General features: G+C 45.7%; 16 protein-coding genes. 10 read left to right on the top strand and 6 right to left on the bottom strand.

Annotated elements, in window-relative coordinates; translation table 11 throughout:
- Positions 1-74: 74 nt before the first annotated feature.
- From hemN to ACOSVP_RS03710, 3 genes are read left to right on the top strand one after another with little or no spacing between them, the layout of a single operon-like run.
- The gene (gene hemN, locus ACOSVP_RS03720) at positions 75-1,445 is read left to right on the top strand and encodes an oxygen-independent coproporphyrinogen III oxidase (RefSeq protein ID WP_487346145.1); all 1,371 of its coding nucleotides are present in this window, start codon (positions 75-77) and stop codon (positions 1,443-1,445) included.
- A 30-nt stretch (positions 1,446-1,475) separates the two neighbouring features.
- The gene (fnr, locus tag ACOSVP_RS03715; RefSeq protein ID WP_487346144.1) at positions 1,476-2,237 is read left to right on the top strand and encodes a fumarate/nitrate reduction transcriptional regulator Fnr; all 762 of its coding nucleotides are present in this window, start codon (positions 1,476-1,478) and stop codon (positions 2,235-2,237) included.
- Positions 2,238-2,261: 24 nt separating this feature from the next.
- Positions 2,262-2,804 (top strand): adenine phosphoribosyltransferase, encoded by a 543-nt coding sequence (locus ACOSVP_RS03710; protein WP_487346143.1) that lies wholly within the window; start codon positions 2,262-2,264, stop codon positions 2,802-2,804.
- A gap of 73 nt (positions 2,805-2,877) precedes the next feature.
- Here the strand turns inward: ACOSVP_RS03710 and ACOSVP_RS03705 are convergent, their stop codons facing one another.
- The 4 genes from ACOSVP_RS03705 to ACOSVP_RS03690 form a co-directional block, all read right to left on the bottom strand.
- A complete protein-coding gene (locus tag ACOSVP_RS03705; RefSeq protein WP_487346142.1) occupies positions 2,878-3,444 on the bottom strand; it encodes a YfaZ family outer membrane protein in 567 nt (188 codons plus the stop codon).
- Between the two features lie 16 nt (positions 3,445-3,460).
- Complete coding sequence (gene ttcA, locus ACOSVP_RS03700; RefSeq protein WP_487346141.1) at positions 3,461-4,297, bottom strand: tRNA 2-thiocytidine(32) synthetase TtcA; 837 nt, start codon at positions 4,295-4,297, stop codon at positions 3,461-3,463.
- A gap of 94 nt (positions 4,298-4,391) precedes the next feature.
- A complete protein-coding gene (locus ACOSVP_RS03695; RefSeq protein WP_487346140.1) occupies positions 4,392-4,892 on the bottom strand; it encodes a SprT family zinc-dependent metalloprotease in 501 nt (166 codons plus the stop codon).
- Positions 4,885-6,666: a RecQ family ATP-dependent DNA helicase gene (locus tag ACOSVP_RS03690; protein WP_487346139.1), complete on the bottom strand. Its 1,782-nt coding sequence runs from the start codon at positions 6,664-6,666 to the stop codon at positions 4,885-4,887. The genes ACOSVP_RS03695 and ACOSVP_RS03690 overlap by 8 nt, the downstream gene beginning before the upstream one ends.
- A 58-nt stretch (positions 6,667-6,724) precedes the next feature.
- Here ACOSVP_RS03690 and ACOSVP_RS03685 point away from each other — a divergent pair, with 58 nt between their 5' ends.
- Positions 6,725-7,387, top strand: a complete 663-nt coding sequence (locus ACOSVP_RS03685) for a YecA/YgfB family protein (RefSeq protein ID WP_487346138.1) — start codon at positions 6,725-6,727, stop codon at positions 7,385-7,387.
- A gap of 108 nt (positions 7,388-7,495) precedes the next feature.
- Here ACOSVP_RS03685 and ACOSVP_RS03680 read toward each other — a convergent pair whose 3' ends face one another.
- Positions 7,496-7,966: a Spy/CpxP family protein refolding chaperone gene (locus ACOSVP_RS03680; protein ID WP_487346137.1), complete on the bottom strand. Its 471-nt coding sequence runs from the start codon at positions 7,964-7,966 to the stop codon at positions 7,496-7,498.
- A gap of 409 nt (positions 7,967-8,375) precedes the next feature.
- Here ACOSVP_RS03680 and ACOSVP_RS03675 point away from each other — a divergent pair, with 409 nt between their 5' ends.
- Together ACOSVP_RS03675 and ACOSVP_RS03670 are read left to right on the top strand one after the other, a co-directional pair.
- On the top strand, positions 8,376-9,485 hold the full coding sequence (locus ACOSVP_RS03675) for a glycerol dehydrogenase (protein WP_487346136.1): 1,110 nt from the start codon (positions 8,376-8,378) through the stop codon (positions 9,483-9,485).
- Positions 9,486-9,688: 203 nt separating this feature from the next.
- A complete protein-coding gene (locus ACOSVP_RS03670) occupies positions 9,689-10,663 on the top strand; it encodes an alpha/beta hydrolase (protein ID WP_487346135.1) in 975 nt (324 codons plus the stop codon).
- A gap of 76 nt (positions 10,664-10,739) precedes the next feature.
- Here the strand turns inward: ACOSVP_RS03670 and ACOSVP_RS03665 are convergent, their stop codons facing one another.
- Positions 10,740-11,240 (bottom strand): DinB family protein, encoded by a 501-nt coding sequence (locus ACOSVP_RS03665; protein WP_487346134.1) that lies wholly within the window; start codon positions 11,238-11,240, stop codon positions 10,740-10,742.
- Between the two features lie 381 nt (positions 11,241-11,621).
- On the opposite strand from ACOSVP_RS03665, the gene ACOSVP_RS03660 reads away from it, so the two are divergent.
- The 4 genes from ACOSVP_RS03660 (at position 11,622) to ACOSVP_RS03645 (ending at position 16,468) form a co-directional block, all read left to right on the top strand.
- Positions 11,622-12,434 carry a hypothetical protein gene (locus ACOSVP_RS03660; RefSeq protein ID WP_487346133.1) on the top strand — a complete coding sequence of 271 codons (813 nt, stop codon included), beginning with the start codon at positions 11,622-11,624 and terminating at the stop codon, positions 12,432-12,434.
- A gap of 744 nt (positions 12,435-13,178) precedes the next feature.
- Positions 13,179-14,225, top strand: a complete 1,047-nt coding sequence (dusA, locus tag ACOSVP_RS03655) for a tRNA dihydrouridine(20/20a) synthase DusA (RefSeq protein ID WP_487346132.1) — start codon at positions 13,179-13,181, stop codon at positions 14,223-14,225.
- Positions 14,226-14,230: 5 nt separating this feature from the next.
- Positions 14,231-15,181 carry a transaldolase gene (gene tal / locus ACOSVP_RS03650; RefSeq protein WP_487346131.1) on the top strand — a complete coding sequence of 317 codons (951 nt, stop codon included), beginning with the start codon at positions 14,231-14,233 and terminating at the stop codon, positions 15,179-15,181.
- Between the two features lie 165 nt (positions 15,182-15,346).
- The gene (locus ACOSVP_RS03645) at positions 15,347-16,468 is read left to right on the top strand and encodes a PQQ-dependent sugar dehydrogenase (RefSeq protein WP_487346130.1); all 1,122 of its coding nucleotides are present in this window, start codon (positions 15,347-15,349) and stop codon (positions 16,466-16,468) included.
- Positions 16,469-16,492 lie beyond the last annotated feature (24 nt).

Below are 16,492 nucleotides of genomic sequence, written 5' to 3'. Positions count from 1 at the left end.
AATTGATCTACATCAGCGAGTAAATCAAGGATGCGAGTAAACTCCCATTAGCAATTTTAATAGGAAACGTCGTTATGCTTTGGGACTCCAAACTTATCCAAAAATACAACCTTGCTGGCCCTCGATACACGTCTTACCCAACTGCCCCGCAGTTCACTACCGAGATCAGCAAGATGGAATTGATCGGTAAGATGCTTGAGCCCTCACGATCGCCATTAAGCTTATATTTCCACGTGCCGTTCTGCGCGCATCTTTGTTACTACTGTGCCTGCAATAAAATTGTTACTAAGCAGTACGATAAGGGCGCTGAGTATGTGGAGTTACTCGGTGAAGAAATGCGTTTGCGTGCCTTGATGATTGACCAAGCACGTCCTGTGACACAGCTGCATTTTGGCGGAGGCACGCCGACTTTCCTAAGCGAAGAAAACCTTGAAACCCTGTTTGACAACATTAAAGAACACTTTAATTTGGTCAATGACGGCACTCAAGATTACAGCATTGAAATTGACCCGCGCGAAGTGAACCGTTCAAAACTAGAGCTATTGAAGCGCCTTGGCTTTAACCGTGTCAGCTTGGGTATTCAAGACTTTAATGAAGACGTACAAAAAGCCATTCACCGTACTCAATCACTAGAGTTAGTGACTGAAGTAATGGCTGATGTACGTGACCTTGGTTACCGTTCAGTCAACTTTGATTTGATTTACGGCTTACCAAAGCAAACTTTGGAAGGTTTCAGCGCCACATTGGATAAAGTCATTGCGCTATCGCCTGACCGTATTTCAGTGTTTAACTACGCGCACTTGCCACAGCGTTTCGCACCACAACGACGTATCCTAGAGGAAGACTTACCATCGCCAGATCAGAAATTGGCGTTGTTAAAGTTAAGCATCGATAAACTGACTGATGCAGGCTATGTCTACATTGGTATGGACCATTTTGCCAAACCTGATGATTCCTTAACAAAAGCGCAACAAGAAGGTCACCTGCAGCGCAATTTCCAAGGGTATACTACCCATGCAGAAACCGATTTGTTGGCATTTGGCGTGTCAGCCATCAGCCAAGTTAGCAACGCTTATTTCCAGAACCACACTGACCTGTCGTTATACCAAAACAGCATTGAAAATGGCCAGTTGGCAATTATGAAGGGCTACATCAGTAGTCAGGATGACCGTATTCGTCACGCCGTGATTATGCAGTTGCTGTGTCACAACGAACTCAATAGCCGCGATATCGAGGCTAAATTTGGCATTGATTTTAAAGACTATTTTCAGGATGAATTGAATTCTTTGCACAATTTACAGGAAGATGGTGTTATAACGGTATATTATCAAGACAGTGATGTTCAAATAAAAATTACAGAAGTAGGACGATTACTCGTACGCTGTGTCTGCATGGCGTTTGATAAATACCTAACTTCTAATTCTACTTTTTCAAAAGTTATATAAATTACCCGATCGAGCTCAGGGAGAGTTTCCATGGCAATTTCTAATTCAAACAACCGCTTTAACAGTAAATTGACTTCGCAATGTCAAAACTGCAGCCTAAGCGCACTTTGTTTGCCTATTGCATTGGCGGATGAAGACGTTAACCGCTTAGACCAAATCATCGAACGTAAACGCCCTCTAAAGAAAGGCGAAATCTTATTCCATCAAGGTGAAGAGTTCGATTCTGTATTTGCGGTGCGTACGGGGACTCTTAAAACTTACAACATCACTAACTCTGGCGAAGAACAAATCACAGGTTTCTACTGCCCAAGTGAGTTAGTAGGTCTAAGTGGTATTGATGAGAACCATTACCCTGTTTCTGCTAAAGCACTAGAAACGACTACGGTTTGTGAAATCCCATTTGCACACCTAGAACAACTGTCTTCGCAAATTCCATCGCTTAAACACCAGCTATTCCGTTTGATGAGCCGTAAAATCTGTGACGACCAACAAATGATGGTATTGCTAGGTAAGAAAAACGCCGACGAGAAGGTCGCATCTTTCCTACTGAATCTATCGCACCGTTTCAAAAAGCGTGGCTACTCAGCAACTGCGTTCCGTCTATCCATGTCTCGTGGTGAAATCGGCAACTACCTAGGTCTTGCGGTTGAAACCGTAAGCCGCGTGATGACACGTTTCCAGAAAAATGGCTTGATTGATGTAGATGGCAAAGAGATCTCTATTATTAATCTTCCAGAAATGGAGAAACTAGTCGGTGCCGCTGGCGAATGTGCTACCATTGAGCATGTTTAATTAAGCAGTTATTAAGGTTTACCTATGCTATTTGACGACTTTTACTTTAAGTCTTTAATTCGTACCGTTGAAGATTGGCCAAAGCCAGGTATCAGCTTCCGTGACATCACACCAATCTTTAGCGACCCTAAAGGTCTGCGCATGGTGGTCGATGCGTATGTACACCGTTACATCGACAGTGACATCACGCACATTGCCTGTATCGATGCTCGTGGTTTCTTGATTGCGTCGGTATTGGCTTACGAATTACACAAGCCTTTGGTATTGGTTCGTAAAAAGGGTAAATTGCCAGGCAAAACCATCTCTCAAGCTTACGACTTGGAGTACGGTAGTGCTGAATTAGAAATCCAAGAAGGCGCTGTGCACCAAGGTGCACAAGTGCTTTTATTTGATGATCTGATTGCCACAGGTGGCACCTTAGTTGCAGCCATGACGCTGTTGCAGCAACAAGGCGCCTCTATTAAAGAAGTGGCGGCAATCATCGATCTTCCAGATCTGGGTGGTAGTGCTAAGATCCAGGAAATGGATATTCCTGTATTCGCATTATGTGCATTTGAAGGCGAGTAACTTCCCTTCTCACGCACAATAAAAAAGGTGGCTTAGGCCACCTTTTTTATTGCTTATCGGTTTCAACCACGTCTTAGAACGTAGTTGAAATACCAAGACCAAAGCTCTTGTCCATGTCTGGATCGTCAGAGTAGCTCTCTAGATCCACATGAGTCAGGCCGTAGCGCAAGAATACGCGAGCATTACGCAATGTACGGTATTCACCACGGATTTCCGCTTGGTAAACGCTGTCGATATTTTGGAACGACAAGACTTTAGGTGCGTAGTACAAAGAACCTTGCACGCTGAATCGGTTTGCTTTCGGGAAGGTGTAACGGTAGAAACCACCTAACGCCATTGCCATACCTGCGTTGTCCACATCGTATTCCGTGTCAATCGCCAATAGACGCGCACCTAGACCGATTTGAACAGGATAATCTTTCGCAGTATTGATGTCCTCGATGTGCGCACCGATGTAGCCATATTTGCCATCATCAGAATGGTACATGCCGCCAAGATCCAAAAAGTATTTACCTTGATCAAGACTCACATCAACTTTCACAGCTTCATTATTTAGACTGCCTTCGAATGTGTTCGCTGCACTCGCAGAGAATGATACGGCCGTCCCAAGAACAACTGGTAGAATTTTCTTCATCGACATACTGCTTCCTTTAAAGTTAAAGCTCGATAATATTTAAGCGTTTAAATGCATCTTCCGATTGCTTCAAGCCCTTGAAGTCAAACAGTTCAGTATCCGCCAAATGAGACGGTACCACATTTTGAACTGCTGAGAACATGGTATCCACACGGCCTGGGAATTGTTTATCCCAGCTTTGAAGCATTTCCTTCACAACTTGACGCTGTAGATTTTCCTGAGAGCCACAAAGATTGCAAGGGATGATTGGGAAAGACTTTAGTAAAGAGTATTCCTCAATGTCCGCTTCTTTACAGTACGCCAATGGGCGAATCACTACATGCTTGCCATCATCGCTTAGTAGCTTAGGTGGCATGGATTTCAGCTTACCGCCGAAGAACATGTTCAAAAACAAGGTTTCCAGAATGTCATCACGGTGGTGACCCAACGCAATTTTCGTGGCGCCAATTTCTTCTGCAAAGCCGTAAAGAGAACCACGACGCAAACGTGAACACAGACCACAAGTTGTCTTACCTTCTGGCACCACTTCTTTCACAATGCTGTAGGTGTCTTTTTCCAGAATGTGGTAGTTCACACCGATCTGAGACAAGTATTCAGGCAGGATATGCTCAGGGAAACCAGGTTGTTTCTGGTCCAGGTTCACCGCGATGATTTCAAAACTGATAGGCGCACTGCGTTGCAGGTTCATCAGAATGTCTAGCATGGTGTAAGAGTCCTTACCACCTGATAGACACACCATGACCTTGTCGCCCTCTTCAATCATGTTGAAGTCAGCAATCGCTTGGCCCGTTAGACGGCGGAGGCGTTTTTGAAGCTTGTTCAGCTCAAGTTTTTCTTTACGATCGATCTCAGAAGTCATTCTTTATTACCAAAAAACAGATGCGCGCTATCTTACTACAACCACTTTCGCGAAGCACCCTATGCGCAAGGCTGTAAAGAGTAATTAAAGGAATTTACTTCTTTTTCAAAAAGGTCAGTGGCGCGCGACAACTGCGACAAAGATATTGCGTCCCGCGTTCGGCACGACCATGACGATGGGCGGTAAATTCATGGGTTTGACATTGGCATTGATAGAGAAAGGCATTGCGCACTTTCGGCACCTCAAAATCATGGGTGCGATGGGCTTCCACATTAAATAAATGCTCCATCACTGCAATCCATTCTTTACCGTGGGGGCGCACTTTAGAGCCAAACACCTGATGTACCACAATATGCGCTACTTCATGGGGCACCACATTCTCAATAAACTTCTGTGGATCCTGTTGCAGCATAAAGGTATTAAAACGCATTTCATTACGCTGCAAATAGGCCGTGCCCGCGGTGCGACCGCGCTGCTTAAAGTTATAGCTGGGCTGCTTGAGCTTAATCTTAAAATAACGCTCAGCTTGGCCCATGCATTCTTCAATCTTGGCATCAATTTGTGGCACAAATTGACTTAACGCTAACTTAGTCATGAGTCCCCTTGGCTAAGTTGTTGGTCACAAATAAAGACTCTGCGTTGAGCTTAGTCAGCAACTCTTTGCTCAAGCCAGTAATGCGACTCAAGGATGCTAATGAACTTGGCTTGGCTTCAAACACCTTATGCAATTGCACATCGGACAAGTGCTCTGACACCCGATTAGCAACACTCCAGTGCAACAACTGATGCCAACCGCCTTGGCTGTATTGGCTCAGATCCGTCTCTTTTAGCGCTGGATAAAACCAATCCGAACTGATGATTAGCTGCTCTTCGGCACGCAATACACGACGGCTTTTCTCCGAAAGCGCCACCGCAAACGGTGTCATACTTTGTTGCAGCAAATACCCTTTAGCTAGCAGCAAACGCACCACTGCTTTCCACTGAGTTTCGTCTAACGCTTTGCCTTGGCCAAATAGCGGATGCTGCTCTAAGGTGAAATTGGTCACGCTTTTGATACGTTTGCCCAGTAAGCAATTGATCAAGGATGAAAACGGCACGACACCTTTGGTGTGATATACCAAGCTAAGCAGTTTTTGCGCCGCCACCGTGACATTGTGCTGTTTTGATGGCTGTAAACAGCGATCACAATTCCCACAACTGCCGTCTAAGCTTTCGGAAAAGGCCGACAATAGTGAGCTTCGACGGCAAGCGGTGTGTTCTAAACAATCCATCAAACGCCAAAACTCGTCTTCTAACTGCTCCTGCTTCACAAACTGCCAAGTTTGCAAAATGTCCTGCAGGCCATAGAACAACAGAGCTTGCGCCGGACGTCCATCACGACCGGCACGACCAATCTCCTGAGCATAGTTTTCTAACGATAAGGGTAAATCCATATGCACCACAAAGCGCACATGTTCCAAATCCACGCCCATGCCATAGGCCGTGGTAGCCACCATTACCTGTACCGCTGCGGTGGCAAATTTCTCGTGCGCTTGATCCCGTTCAAACGGTGACAAGCTGGCATGGTAACAAGTGGCTAAAATGCCCTGTTCGTTTAGCCATTGCGCTAGCTCTTCGGTCTTATTACGAGAACGGCAATAAATAATGCCGGGCTGAGCCATGCCGTCTTTCATTAGGAACGACAGCAGCTGCTGCTTGGCACGGCGCTTTTGCGAGACTTGTAAACGAATATTGGGTCGGTTAACGCTTTCGCGCACCACCTTTGGCGAGTTTAATTGCAGCGCCTCGCTGACTTGGGTTTGATTCTCCGGCAACAAGGTACCGGTTAACGCAATCACAGGCGCCTCAGGGAAAATCTCTTTCAAACAACCAAGTTGCGCGTATTCAGGTCGAAATTGACTGCCCCAGCGCAATACACAGTGAGCCTCGTCGATGGCGATACAAGACACATCAATGTCTTCAAGCAAGCCTAGAACACTGGTTTGCAGCAATTTCTCTGGCGACATATAGAGAATTTCCACATCCCCATGACGTAAGCGCCAATAGAGATCGTTCTGCTCGGCACCGTTTTGTGTCGAGTTAAGGAATTCTGCTTTGATGCCCAGCTGCTGCAGCTGAGAGACCTGTTGTTGCATGATCGCAATCAGCGGACTAACCACCAATCCCACCCCCGCGCGCGCCAATGATGCCACTTGGTAGATGGCCGACTTCCCTGCCCCCGTCGGCAGCAAGGCCAGTACATCGTTGCCCTGTAATAAGGATTCAACACAAATCTGTTGTGATCCTATAAAGTCTTGATAACCCAAACGCTGTAACGCATTTTGGGCCAAATCAAGGGCAACGGTATCGATTTTGATCGGCTTGCTCATGGTTTTTTAGTACTGATGTGTTTAAACTGTGTCGCGATTGAATAATAGGAAAACCTAAATGCAACACCAACCTCTTGATGACCTAGAACTTGAAGAACTAGAAAACTTTTTGGACTCTGATGCTGTTCACGAAGATTGCCAGAATTTTGTCATGGCCCACGGTTTTTTAACAGCCCTAGCGATCAGCCCAGAAGCCCCAGCAGCGTCGCAGTGGTTGCCTATCGTATTCGAGGAAACACCGGAGTTTACCTCTGAAAAGGAACAAAAGCACATCGAGAATCTATTGATTCGTCTTTTTGCTGACCTTCAGAAAGAGCTTGAGTCCGAAGATGACTTCCTAGTGCCTTGTGATATCGAAGTGAGCCAGAACCCAGACGAGCTCAGCGAACTGGAAGAATGGGCATCAGGCTTTATGGAAGGTGTGTTCTTCACCGAACGTTACTGGTTTGAGTCTGAAAAAGAAGAGGAAGTGGCGGAGTGCCTACTACCTTTCATGGTGGCATCTGGCCTGTTTGAAGACGAAGAAGTGCAGCAAATCCGCGAAAGCGAGAAGCTGACTCAGTCTTGCATCGATCAGATCCCACAATTGGTCACTGACCTATTCTTGATTCTGCGTACCGAGCCTGAGAAAAAAGCCTTCAAACCTAAGCCACAAAGTAAGGGCAAAGGAAATGCTAAAGGCGGAAAAGGTGGTAGCAAAGGCGGCGCTAAAAAACGCTAATTTGCTCGCCAAGCCGCAGTAAATAAAAAGAAGCCGCATCCGTTACGAATGCGGCTTTTTAATGCTTCCTAAGAAGGGGAAACCGATCCCTCTTAGGCGGTAACTGGCTTAATGGTTACCACCTAACGACTCAAGTGTTTTAATTTGCTCCGCGCTAAGAAGCTCATAGAACTTGTGTCGTACTTCAGCTTGTTGGACATCTAACTTGACCATGAGTTCACTGCGCTGTTCAGCGAGATCTTCAATTTGATCCACATAATCATCGTCTGCAGGGTTTAAGCTGATCATTGGGCCGCGTAGTTTCTGCATACCTTCCACTACGTCTTGGCGCTCTTTACGAGCTTCGGCAAACAGCTTGCTCGCTTCTTTTTTGCTCTCTGCGTCCATTTTCAAAGTCGTCGCCATGCGATCAAGCATCTGATCAGAGTACGGATCCACCATCGCTGGCGCATGCTGCGCCTGAGTTTGAGCTTTAGCCGCAGCGCCCTCCGCCAAAGAAACACTTGTAACAGAGGCCGCCATCAAAGCCGCTAATCCCATAGCACCGTATTTGAACGCCTTTCCATTGAACTTAGTCATAATCGCACCTCGTTTGGTGATTGCTGTTGATGATTTCATTATGACCAGATCACTGTCAGTGTGTGTCAACTAGGCGAAAGGCCAAGTAAAGAAAAACCACCGACCAGCACACATTTGTTCAATCTGTCACGCAGCGCCTTAAGCTTGCACGACGCTGCGCATTGCGAACAAATTCTAATAAATCCAGTTAGATAGATCAGATAAGCATTGACCTAAATAGATATAGCAATCAGATATGTAAGTTATGCAAACCACATACTAGAAGGCAAAAATGCATAAATGCCTGGGGTTGTAATATTTGTCATCTTTCTAGTCCTGCTCATGACAGAGAATATCCTTACAGTTAATGCGAGATTGATAGCGTTATCCCATTCGGGTGACGTTCTAACTTAAACAAAAGGAGCTTTCTATGTCTGTTAGCGAACGCACAGTTACCTCACCAAAGAAATTTATTATTGGCTCTGGCCTGCTGGCTAATATGGCGGATTACGTGGCCGCGTTTGGTGATAATGTTTTGATTCTAAGCGATGAGTTCATTTTGGACCGCGCGGCAACTCAAGCCACACCGGCTCTAGAAAAGGCAGGCATTCAGAGCAAGGTAGAAAAATTCCAATACGAATGTACCGACAAGGAAATCAACCGTGTGGCGGATCTTGCGAAAACACAAGGTGCTAACGTGATCGTCGGTATCGGTGGTGGTAAGACCCTAGATTGCGCCAAAGCCGTGGCGTACAACAACAAAATCTCAGTCGTGTTGTACCCAACCATCGCATCAACCGACGCCCCTTGTACTGCGCTTTCGGTGATCTACAAAGAAGACGGCGAATTCGATCGTTACCTATTCTTGCCACAAAACCCTGATGCCGTAATCGCCGATACCGATATCCTAGCCGCAGCACCTGCGCGCTTCTTTGCCGCAGGTGTGGGTGATGCCCTAGCGACTTACTTCGAAGCACGCGCTTGTTACGCTTCTGATGGCGTTAACCTCGTATTGAAAAAGCCATCACGCACGGGTCTTGGCCTGGCCAAGCTATGTTTTGAATTGCTAAGCGAAAACGTTGAAGCAGCCATGGATGCGGTACGCAACAAAGTCTGCACACCAGCCCTTGAGCAAACTATCGAAGCGACCATCTACCTAAGCGGTGTCGGCGCAGAAGCCGGCGGCCTAGCGGCAGCGCACGCAGTCAACAACGGTATGTCAGCCGTGCCTTCTTTGCACCATGTACAACACGGTGAAAAAGTGACCTTTGGTCTACTAACTCAGTTAGTACTGGAAAACGCACCAAAAGAAGAAATCGACGAAGTGGTTCGTATCATCAAGGTAGTGGGTCTACCGTTAACGCTTGCAGATATGGGTCTAACAGAATTTGTTGAATCAGAATGGCGTACCGTGGCGAGCATCGCTTGTGCCGAAGGCGACACCATGGGCAACATGCAAAAGCCTGTGACTGAGAACGACGTTTACAACGCCATGGTTGCCGCCAATGCCATGGCCGAGCGTTACAAAGCTCAGGCTTAATCACAATTAGCGTTTGAACTATCAAAGGTGGAGCACTGATCGTGCGCCACCTTTTTTAATGCCACTATTAATGAGAAGAATTAATAAATGGTAGAAATTTAGCGCTATTGTTATGAGACCGTCACATAAGTATCTTGTACCTAAAGCAAGGGCGCACAAACATTCACTAGCGCCAACGAACAAAGACTTTATAGGAGTTTGAAATGACTGATACAGCATTGAACCTAACACAAGAGTGGGACAAAACCTTCGCTAAAAGTGACCTAGTTGAGCATAAAAAAGTAACCTTTAAAAACCGTTACGGCCTAACTCTAGCGGCTGATCTGTACACACCAAAAGCGGCTTCTGGCAAGTTAGCAGCGATCGCAGTTAGCGGCCCATACGGTGCAGTGAAAGAACAAGCGTCTGGTCTGTACGCACAAACGATGGCGGAAAAAGGCTTTGTAACGCTGGCGTTTGACCCATCTTACACAGGTGAAAGCAGCGGCGAGCCACGTCACGTGTCGTCTCCAGATATCAACACGGAAGACTTCAGCGCAGCTGTGGATTTCCTAGGCCTTCAAGACAATGTGGATCGTAACCGTATCGGTATCATCGGTATCTGTGGTTGGGGCGGTATGGCTCTAAACGCAGCAGCCGTTGACACACGCATCAAAGCCGTAGCGACTTCAACTATGTACGATATGAGCCGCGTCATGTCAAAAGGCTACAACGACAGCACGACTGACGAAGATCGCATCAACGGCCTTCAGTTCCTAAACGAACAGCGTTGGAAAGATGCCGAAGCAGGCGAGCCAGCGGTTGGCCCAGTATCGCTAGAACTTCAAGGCGGCGAGCCACAATTCGTAGTGGAATACGCAGGCTACTACAAGTCCACTGACCGTGGTTTCCACCCACGCGCGATCAACTCTAACGCGTCTTGGACACTAACGAATCCACTGTCATTTATGAACATGCCATTGCTGTCATACATCGACAAGATTTCGCCACGCCCTGCTCTTTTGATGCACGGTGACAAAGCGCACTCTCGCTACTTCAGCGAAACAGCGTTCGAGAAACTACAAGAGCCAAAAGAACTAGTGATCGTGGAAGATGCTAACCACGTGGATCTGTACGACAACTTCGACAAGATCCCACTAGACAAGCTAACAGACTTCTTCACTACTAACTTGAAGTAAGTTTTAGCCCGCTAAAACTAAAAAGGCAGCTCACTCAGTGATCTGCCTTTTTTGCATTTATCTTATCCCAGTTCTATCAAGCATGATCGCGCGGCATAAACACCATATCGGTAATACCCACATCAACACCCAGCTGAGATAGCAAAGTCGTTACTTGTCCACGATGATGGGTTTGATGATTAAAAAAGTGCGCCACCGCAAACCATAGCTCAAACTCTCTTGGTTCTGGATTCACAATGCTGGTGTAACGCAAAGTGCCCGCCAACTGCTCTTCGGTTAACCCAGCCACAAAAGCACTAATGGCTTTATCGGTCGCAATACGATCTTGCTCCAACGTAGCAAAATCGCTATGCAGCTCCTGATCCAAGCCCGCCACTGCAAACGGCTTACCCGTCATACGCCCTAGCCAAATCTTATCCGCTACTAGCAAATGATTCAGCGTACCGTGGATCGACTTAAAAAACGCCCCACGATCTTTCTTACGCTCTGTATCGCTTAAGGTACGTACCGCGTAGTAGAGCTTCTTATTCATCCAGGAATTGTAATGAGCAAGTTCTTTGGCTAAGGCTGGGGTCATGGTGCTCTCTGATTTGTTTGATTTTTAATCACCCAAGCTGAAGTTAAAATATCCTAACTTCCTTTTTAAGTATCAAGGATTGAGCAAACACACAATGTCAATACAGCTCGAGGGTTATATTGTTTAATATTATTTATACGATAGGGGATAGAAGCCACACAAGTTAGTAGTTATCCGATACTGTTCAATTCAAATTATGTATTCCTTCCGCATCTCTAATAAGACATAAATCCCAAATATTTTGAGCTAAATCAGATATTTGTTGCTTTATTATCAGTCAGTAAATTTATAGCTTTCTAAAGTTTTTAAGTAGATAGAATATCCCCATGTAAAGGATTCAGCGTTCCCCAAAAAATGACTATCATTACATAAGGAAATAAAATGAAACGATTAGTGCTTGCTATGATCGCCGTGTCTTCTCTCTCAGGTTGCATAGGGCTGCCCAAGTCTGAATTAAGTAGTGATGAAGCCAAGAAATACGAGTCAATCAGAGCTGCTTTATCTGATAACTTTGACACTTCAGAGAAAGTGTTTTACAACTCATTTGACTTTGGTTTTCTATCTGAACCTTACAATCTTACGAAAAGTTATTGTGAAACAACTGGTGGAAAATTTCAGAAAGTCTCCGACCAAGATAACGCAATACGTGGCGTTTTTACCAGCCCTATTCATGAACAAGATGAAACCGATAGAGTGGCTAACTCTTACCTTGGTTACTTGAATTGCACTGGTTCAAGATCGGGCGATTGGACAGTTTACATCTCAGCGACCCAGCCGGATGGTACTTGTCAATTTGGTTGCACCAGCTTTTCCTACATCTCAATTGATTACAATGCAGAAAACCGTCTTCAGAAAAAACGTGTTGCACGTCAGGAAGCAATTCAAGAATTAGAGACTGAAATCCAAAAGAAAATGTCAATCCTTGACAAAGGAAGTTCAAGTTTTGACGCTAGATTAAATCATGGCATCAAAGTAAATAGCAAAGTGTGCACTATCGATAATAAATATGGAGTTGTACAAAGCACTGAAGAAAAATACTTAACTGTCATTGTGATCGGTCAGGCTACAAGTGTTGAACCATATTTCTTTTTCACTAGTGACGAGGCTCGCCCATTCGTAGCTAAAATCTACCAACCACCATTAACTCTCAGAGAAAGAACTGGTATTTGGTCTCCATGTAGTTTTGAGATCTAACTGGTGTCTATCATTCCCTATAAGCAAATCGAGGCTTAACAAAATAATTAATGTTAAAAGCCGCTCCAGCGGCTTTTAACATCCCGAGCCCCCATTGCTCCACTCTTCAAAAACTCGCTTCAAAAGCATCTTTATAGCCCTGCTCATCAACCCCTCTCTGCTTTACGGCAATCCCACCCCCATTTACTCTTGAGCGTAAAGCGGTTTATTGAGCTGAATTGGCTTTTTCACTTCACCAGCACTAAACAAATAAGCCTGATCCTGATGCGCAAATGATTTCACCGCGAGCTTAGCCAATCGCTACCATGGTATCCAAGTCTCAATTACAATTTGCATCCAAATTCTGGTAAATAGTCAGCACATAAATTAACTTAATCGCATCGCCCGTCCTAGTTAGAATGATCGTTTGCTTTTGGCTTGTTCAAATGCTGGCAACACTGCTGCCATGTGTGCTTTTGAACTAACATTTGAATATCTGCAAAATTTTGATCGACCTCGAAAAAGATGTGTTTTATCAACGTCTAAATTCAATCTAAGTCACATGAGTTTCGGACATCTCACTTTTCTCTCCTTTAATCCCCCAACACAGTTAGCAACCTTGTAACTTTATGACATAATGGCAGCTATTCAGAGAACAAATCGGGTGTTTTGCAATCAGTTGGCGGTATTTTGTAGCAAATTTTCAAAATGCCTTGCTCTATCGCTGCACTAAACACCACTACTACATTAAAAATTACACGATACATGACTCAAGCATTAGAAACTCAAAACGCCGCTAGCCCAGAGAAATCAAAGGCTAAGCTTGATCGCCGCTTTAGTATTGCCCCTATGATGGAGTGGACTACGAGCGATTACAGGGTGTTTGCACGTTGCATTACCAAGCATACCTTGCTCTATACAGAGATGGTGACGACTGGCGCGCTGCTGCAGGGCAATAACCCTGAACGCTTTTTAAAGTACGATGATTGTGAGCATCCGATTGCGTTGCAGTTAGGTGGTTCTGATGCGGCGGCGTTGGCGAAGTGTGCCAAGATGGCGGAAGAGTTTGGCTACGATGAAGTCAACTTAAACGCAGGCTGTCCAAGCGATCGCGTGCAAAACAGTTTGATCGGTGCCATCTTGATGGCTTACCCAGACAAGGTCATCGATGCCATGAATGCGATGCAGGATGCCACGTCACTGCCGGTGACATTGAAGCACCGTATCGGTTTGGACGATCAACAAGAGTACAGCGTGGTACGTGACTTTATCGGTAACGTGGCAGAAAAGTCTGCTACCGAGACCTTTATCGTGCATGCCCGCAATGCGATCTTGCAAGGCTTAAGCCCAAAAGAGAACCGCGAGATTCCGCCGCTTAAGTACGATTTCGTGTATCAATTAAAGAAAGATTTCCCGCACCTTGAAATCTTGATCAATGGTGGCATTAAAACTATTGATGAGACTCAAGAACATCTAAGTCATGTAGATGGCGTGATGATGGGCCGTGAGGCCTACAACAACCCTTGGGTTTTAAGCCAAGTCGATCAGGCCGTATTTGGCCAACCATCGCTGGTCAGCGACCGTTTTGAAGCACTAGAACGCTTCATTCCATACGCTGAACGTCAACTGGCGAACGGTGAGCGCTTGATGCATTTAACGCGTCATTTGCTTGGTATTTTCCTAGGTTTACCCGGCGGTAAACAATTTAGACGCTACCTTTCAGAAAATGGTCATCGAAGTGACGCTACAATTAATGTGTTACTGGACGCCATCGAATTGGTTAAACAACAGCTAGACAAAAGCAAAGGATAAGAGCAATGAGCAATAAGTTATCTCAACTAAAAGAGTTCACCACGATTGTTGCTGACACAGGTGATATCACTGCAATCAAAGATTTCCTACCAGAAGACGCGACCACTAACCCGTCTTTGATGCTCAAAGCTGCCCAAATCCCAGAGTATGCGCCATTTATCGATCAAGCGATTGCTTGGGCGAAAGAGCAAAGCAACGACAAGGCACAACAAGTAATCGACGCCAGCGACAAGCTAGCGGTGATCGTCGGTACGGAAATCCTGAAATACATCCCAGGTCGTATCTCGACTGAGGTAGACGCTCGTCTTTCTTACGACAAAGAAGCAACGATTGAAAAAGCACGTCGTCTAATCAAACTTTACGAAGAAGCCGGCATTTCTAAAGAGCGCGTACTGATCAAAGCAGCGTCGACTTGGGAAGGCATCAAAGCCGCTGAAGAGCTAGAGAAAGAAGGCATCAAATGTAACCTGACGCTTCTGTTCTCATTCGCTCAAGCGCAAGCTTGTGCCGAAGCCGGTGTATTCCTAATTTCTCCTTTCGTTGGTCGTATCCTTGACTGGTACAAGAAGTCGACTGGCGAAGAGTACACAGCAGAAACGGATCCAGGCGTGGTGTCTGTAACTGAGATTTACAACTACTACAAGCAGCACGGCTACAAGACGATCGTAATGGGCGCAAGCTTCCGTAACATCGGCGAGATCGAGCAACTTGCAGGTTGTGACCGTCTAACCATCAGCCCTAACCTTCTTGAAGAACTGAAGAAAGACGAAGGCACACTGGTACGTAAACTAGTGCCTGCGACAGAGATCACACCAGCTGGCGAAGCAGTGACTGAGCAGTCTTTCCGTTGGGCATTAAACGAAGATGCCATGGCGACTGAGAAACTAGCGGAAGGTATCCGTAACTTCGCGGTTGACCAACGCAAACTTGAGAAAATGATTGAAGAGAAGCTATAAGCCTTCTTTAAAGTGATTTTCCACTATGAAACGCGACTTTATGTCGCGTTTTGTATTTCTGCTTGCTGGATTTATGGCCAGTTGGCAAGCTTTCCGCAATGATTATGGAACCCGCTCTGTAATCCCATTTCTTATGCTTTTGCTATCTATACTCAGGATTCTTGAATGAAACTAGGTATACATATGCTTCAACGTATTAAAAAAATTAGTATTGGTCTACTGATGGTTGTCAGTACGCTGGGCTATGCCGCAGAAGCAGAACCAGAATTCCACATCAACCAAGTAGCGCAACTCGATGGCATTCCATGGGGTATGACACAACTTGATAGCAACACCCTACTGGTGACGATTTTAGACGGCCAATTACTGCGCATTGATATGCAGACAGGTGAGTCACAGGAGATCAGCGGACTGCCTAAGATTGCCCGCATTGGTCAAGGCGGCCTATTGGATGTTGCCCTATCACCGGATTTTGACACCACGTCTTGGGTCTACTTCACTTACGCTCACCCAACCAAAGAAGGCGCCACCACAGCCCTTGCTCGTGCAAAATTATCAGGAAATCGCTTAGAAGATTGGCAAGATCTATTAATCGCTGATGCGTCCTCTTCCAAAGGCCAACATTTCGGTAGCCGTATTGCCTTTGATGAAAACGGTCACGTGTTTTTCTCTGTTGGTGATAGAGGCGAACGTGCCAACGCCCAGGACTTATCGAACCACGCAGGTAGTATCTTACGCCTTAATCTAGATGGCTCAGTACCTGGTGACAACCCTTATGTACGTCACGGCAATATTCGCCCAGAAATCTGGAGCTTTGGCCACCGCAACCCTCAGGGTTTATTTTATGACAAGGCGACAAAGCTGCTTTGGTCAAACGAACATGGTCCTCGTGGTGGTGATGAGATTAATCTGATTCGTGTTGGCGCCAATTATGGCTGGCCTATCGTTTCCTTTGGCAAAGAGTATTGGGCCCCACTTCAGGTAGGTGAAGGCACCACCAAAGAAGGCGTAGAAGAGCCTAAGAAGGTCTTTATCCCTTCTATCGCTCCTAGTTCGTTACTGATTTATCGTGGCGACCTATTTAAAGATTGGCATGGTGATTTCCTATCCACAGCGCTGGCGCTACGCCACTTAAACAACGTTCGCCTACAGTCAGGGGAAGTATTTGAAACGCGCTTTCTAGAAGCTCTTAATGAGCGTATGCGCGATGTGATTGAAATTGACGATGGCTCGATCATGATCAGCACGGACTCGGGTAAATTACTGCGTGTCACCCCAAGTGAATAATCTTTCTATCGCAAACTAAAAAAG

This window comes from Marinomonas sp. HM11-D, assembly GCF_057626615.1.
This window is presented reverse-complemented; position numbering and strand designations above follow the sequence as displayed.

Coding starts and splice junctions, on each gene's coding strand:
- hemN (WP_487346145.1), top strand. CDS start 75: ATGCTTTGGGACTCCAAACTTATCCAAAAATACAACCTTGCTGGCCCT.
- fnr (WP_487346144.1), top strand. CDS start 1,476: ATGGCAATTTCTAATTCAAACAACCGCTTTAACAGTAAATTGACTTCG.
- ACOSVP_RS03710 (WP_487346143.1), top strand. CDS start 2,262: ATGCTATTTGACGACTTTTACTTTAAGTCTTTAATTCGTACCGTTGAA.
- ACOSVP_RS03705 (WP_487346142.1), bottom strand. CDS start 3,444: ATGTCGATGAAGAAAATTCTACCAGTTGTTCTTGGGACGGCCGTATCA.
- ttcA (WP_487346141.1), bottom strand. CDS start 4,297: ATGACTTCTGAGATCGATCGTAAAGAAAAACTTGAGCTGAACAAGCTT.
- ACOSVP_RS03695 (WP_487346140.1), bottom strand. CDS start 4,892: ATGACTAAGTTAGCGTTAAGTCAATTTGTGCCACAAATTGATGCCAAG.
- ACOSVP_RS03690 (WP_487346139.1), bottom strand. CDS start 6,666: ATGAGCAAGCCGATCAAAATCGATACCGTTGCCCTTGATTTGGCCCAA.
- ACOSVP_RS03685 (WP_487346138.1), top strand. CDS start 6,725: ATGCAACACCAACCTCTTGATGACCTAGAACTTGAAGAACTAGAAAAC.
- ACOSVP_RS03680 (WP_487346137.1), bottom strand. CDS start 7,966: ATGACTAAGTTCAATGGAAAGGCGTTCAAATACGGTGCTATGGGATTA.
- ACOSVP_RS03675 (WP_487346136.1), top strand. CDS start 8,376: ATGTCTGTTAGCGAACGCACAGTTACCTCACCAAAGAAATTTATTATT.
- ACOSVP_RS03670 (WP_487346135.1), top strand. CDS start 9,689: ATGACTGATACAGCATTGAACCTAACACAAGAGTGGGACAAAACCTTC.
- ACOSVP_RS03665 (WP_487346134.1), bottom strand. CDS start 11,240: ATGACCCCAGCCTTAGCCAAAGAACTTGCTCATTACAATTCCTGGATG.
- ACOSVP_RS03660 (WP_487346133.1), top strand. CDS start 11,622: ATGAAACGATTAGTGCTTGCTATGATCGCCGTGTCTTCTCTCTCAGGT.
- dusA (WP_487346132.1), top strand. CDS start 13,179: ATGACTCAAGCATTAGAAACTCAAAACGCCGCTAGCCCAGAGAAATCA.
- tal (WP_487346131.1), top strand. CDS start 14,231: ATGAGCAATAAGTTATCTCAACTAAAAGAGTTCACCACGATTGTTGCT.
- ACOSVP_RS03645 (WP_487346130.1), top strand. CDS start 15,347: ATGAAACTAGGTATACATATGCTTCAACGTATTAAAAAAATTAGTATT.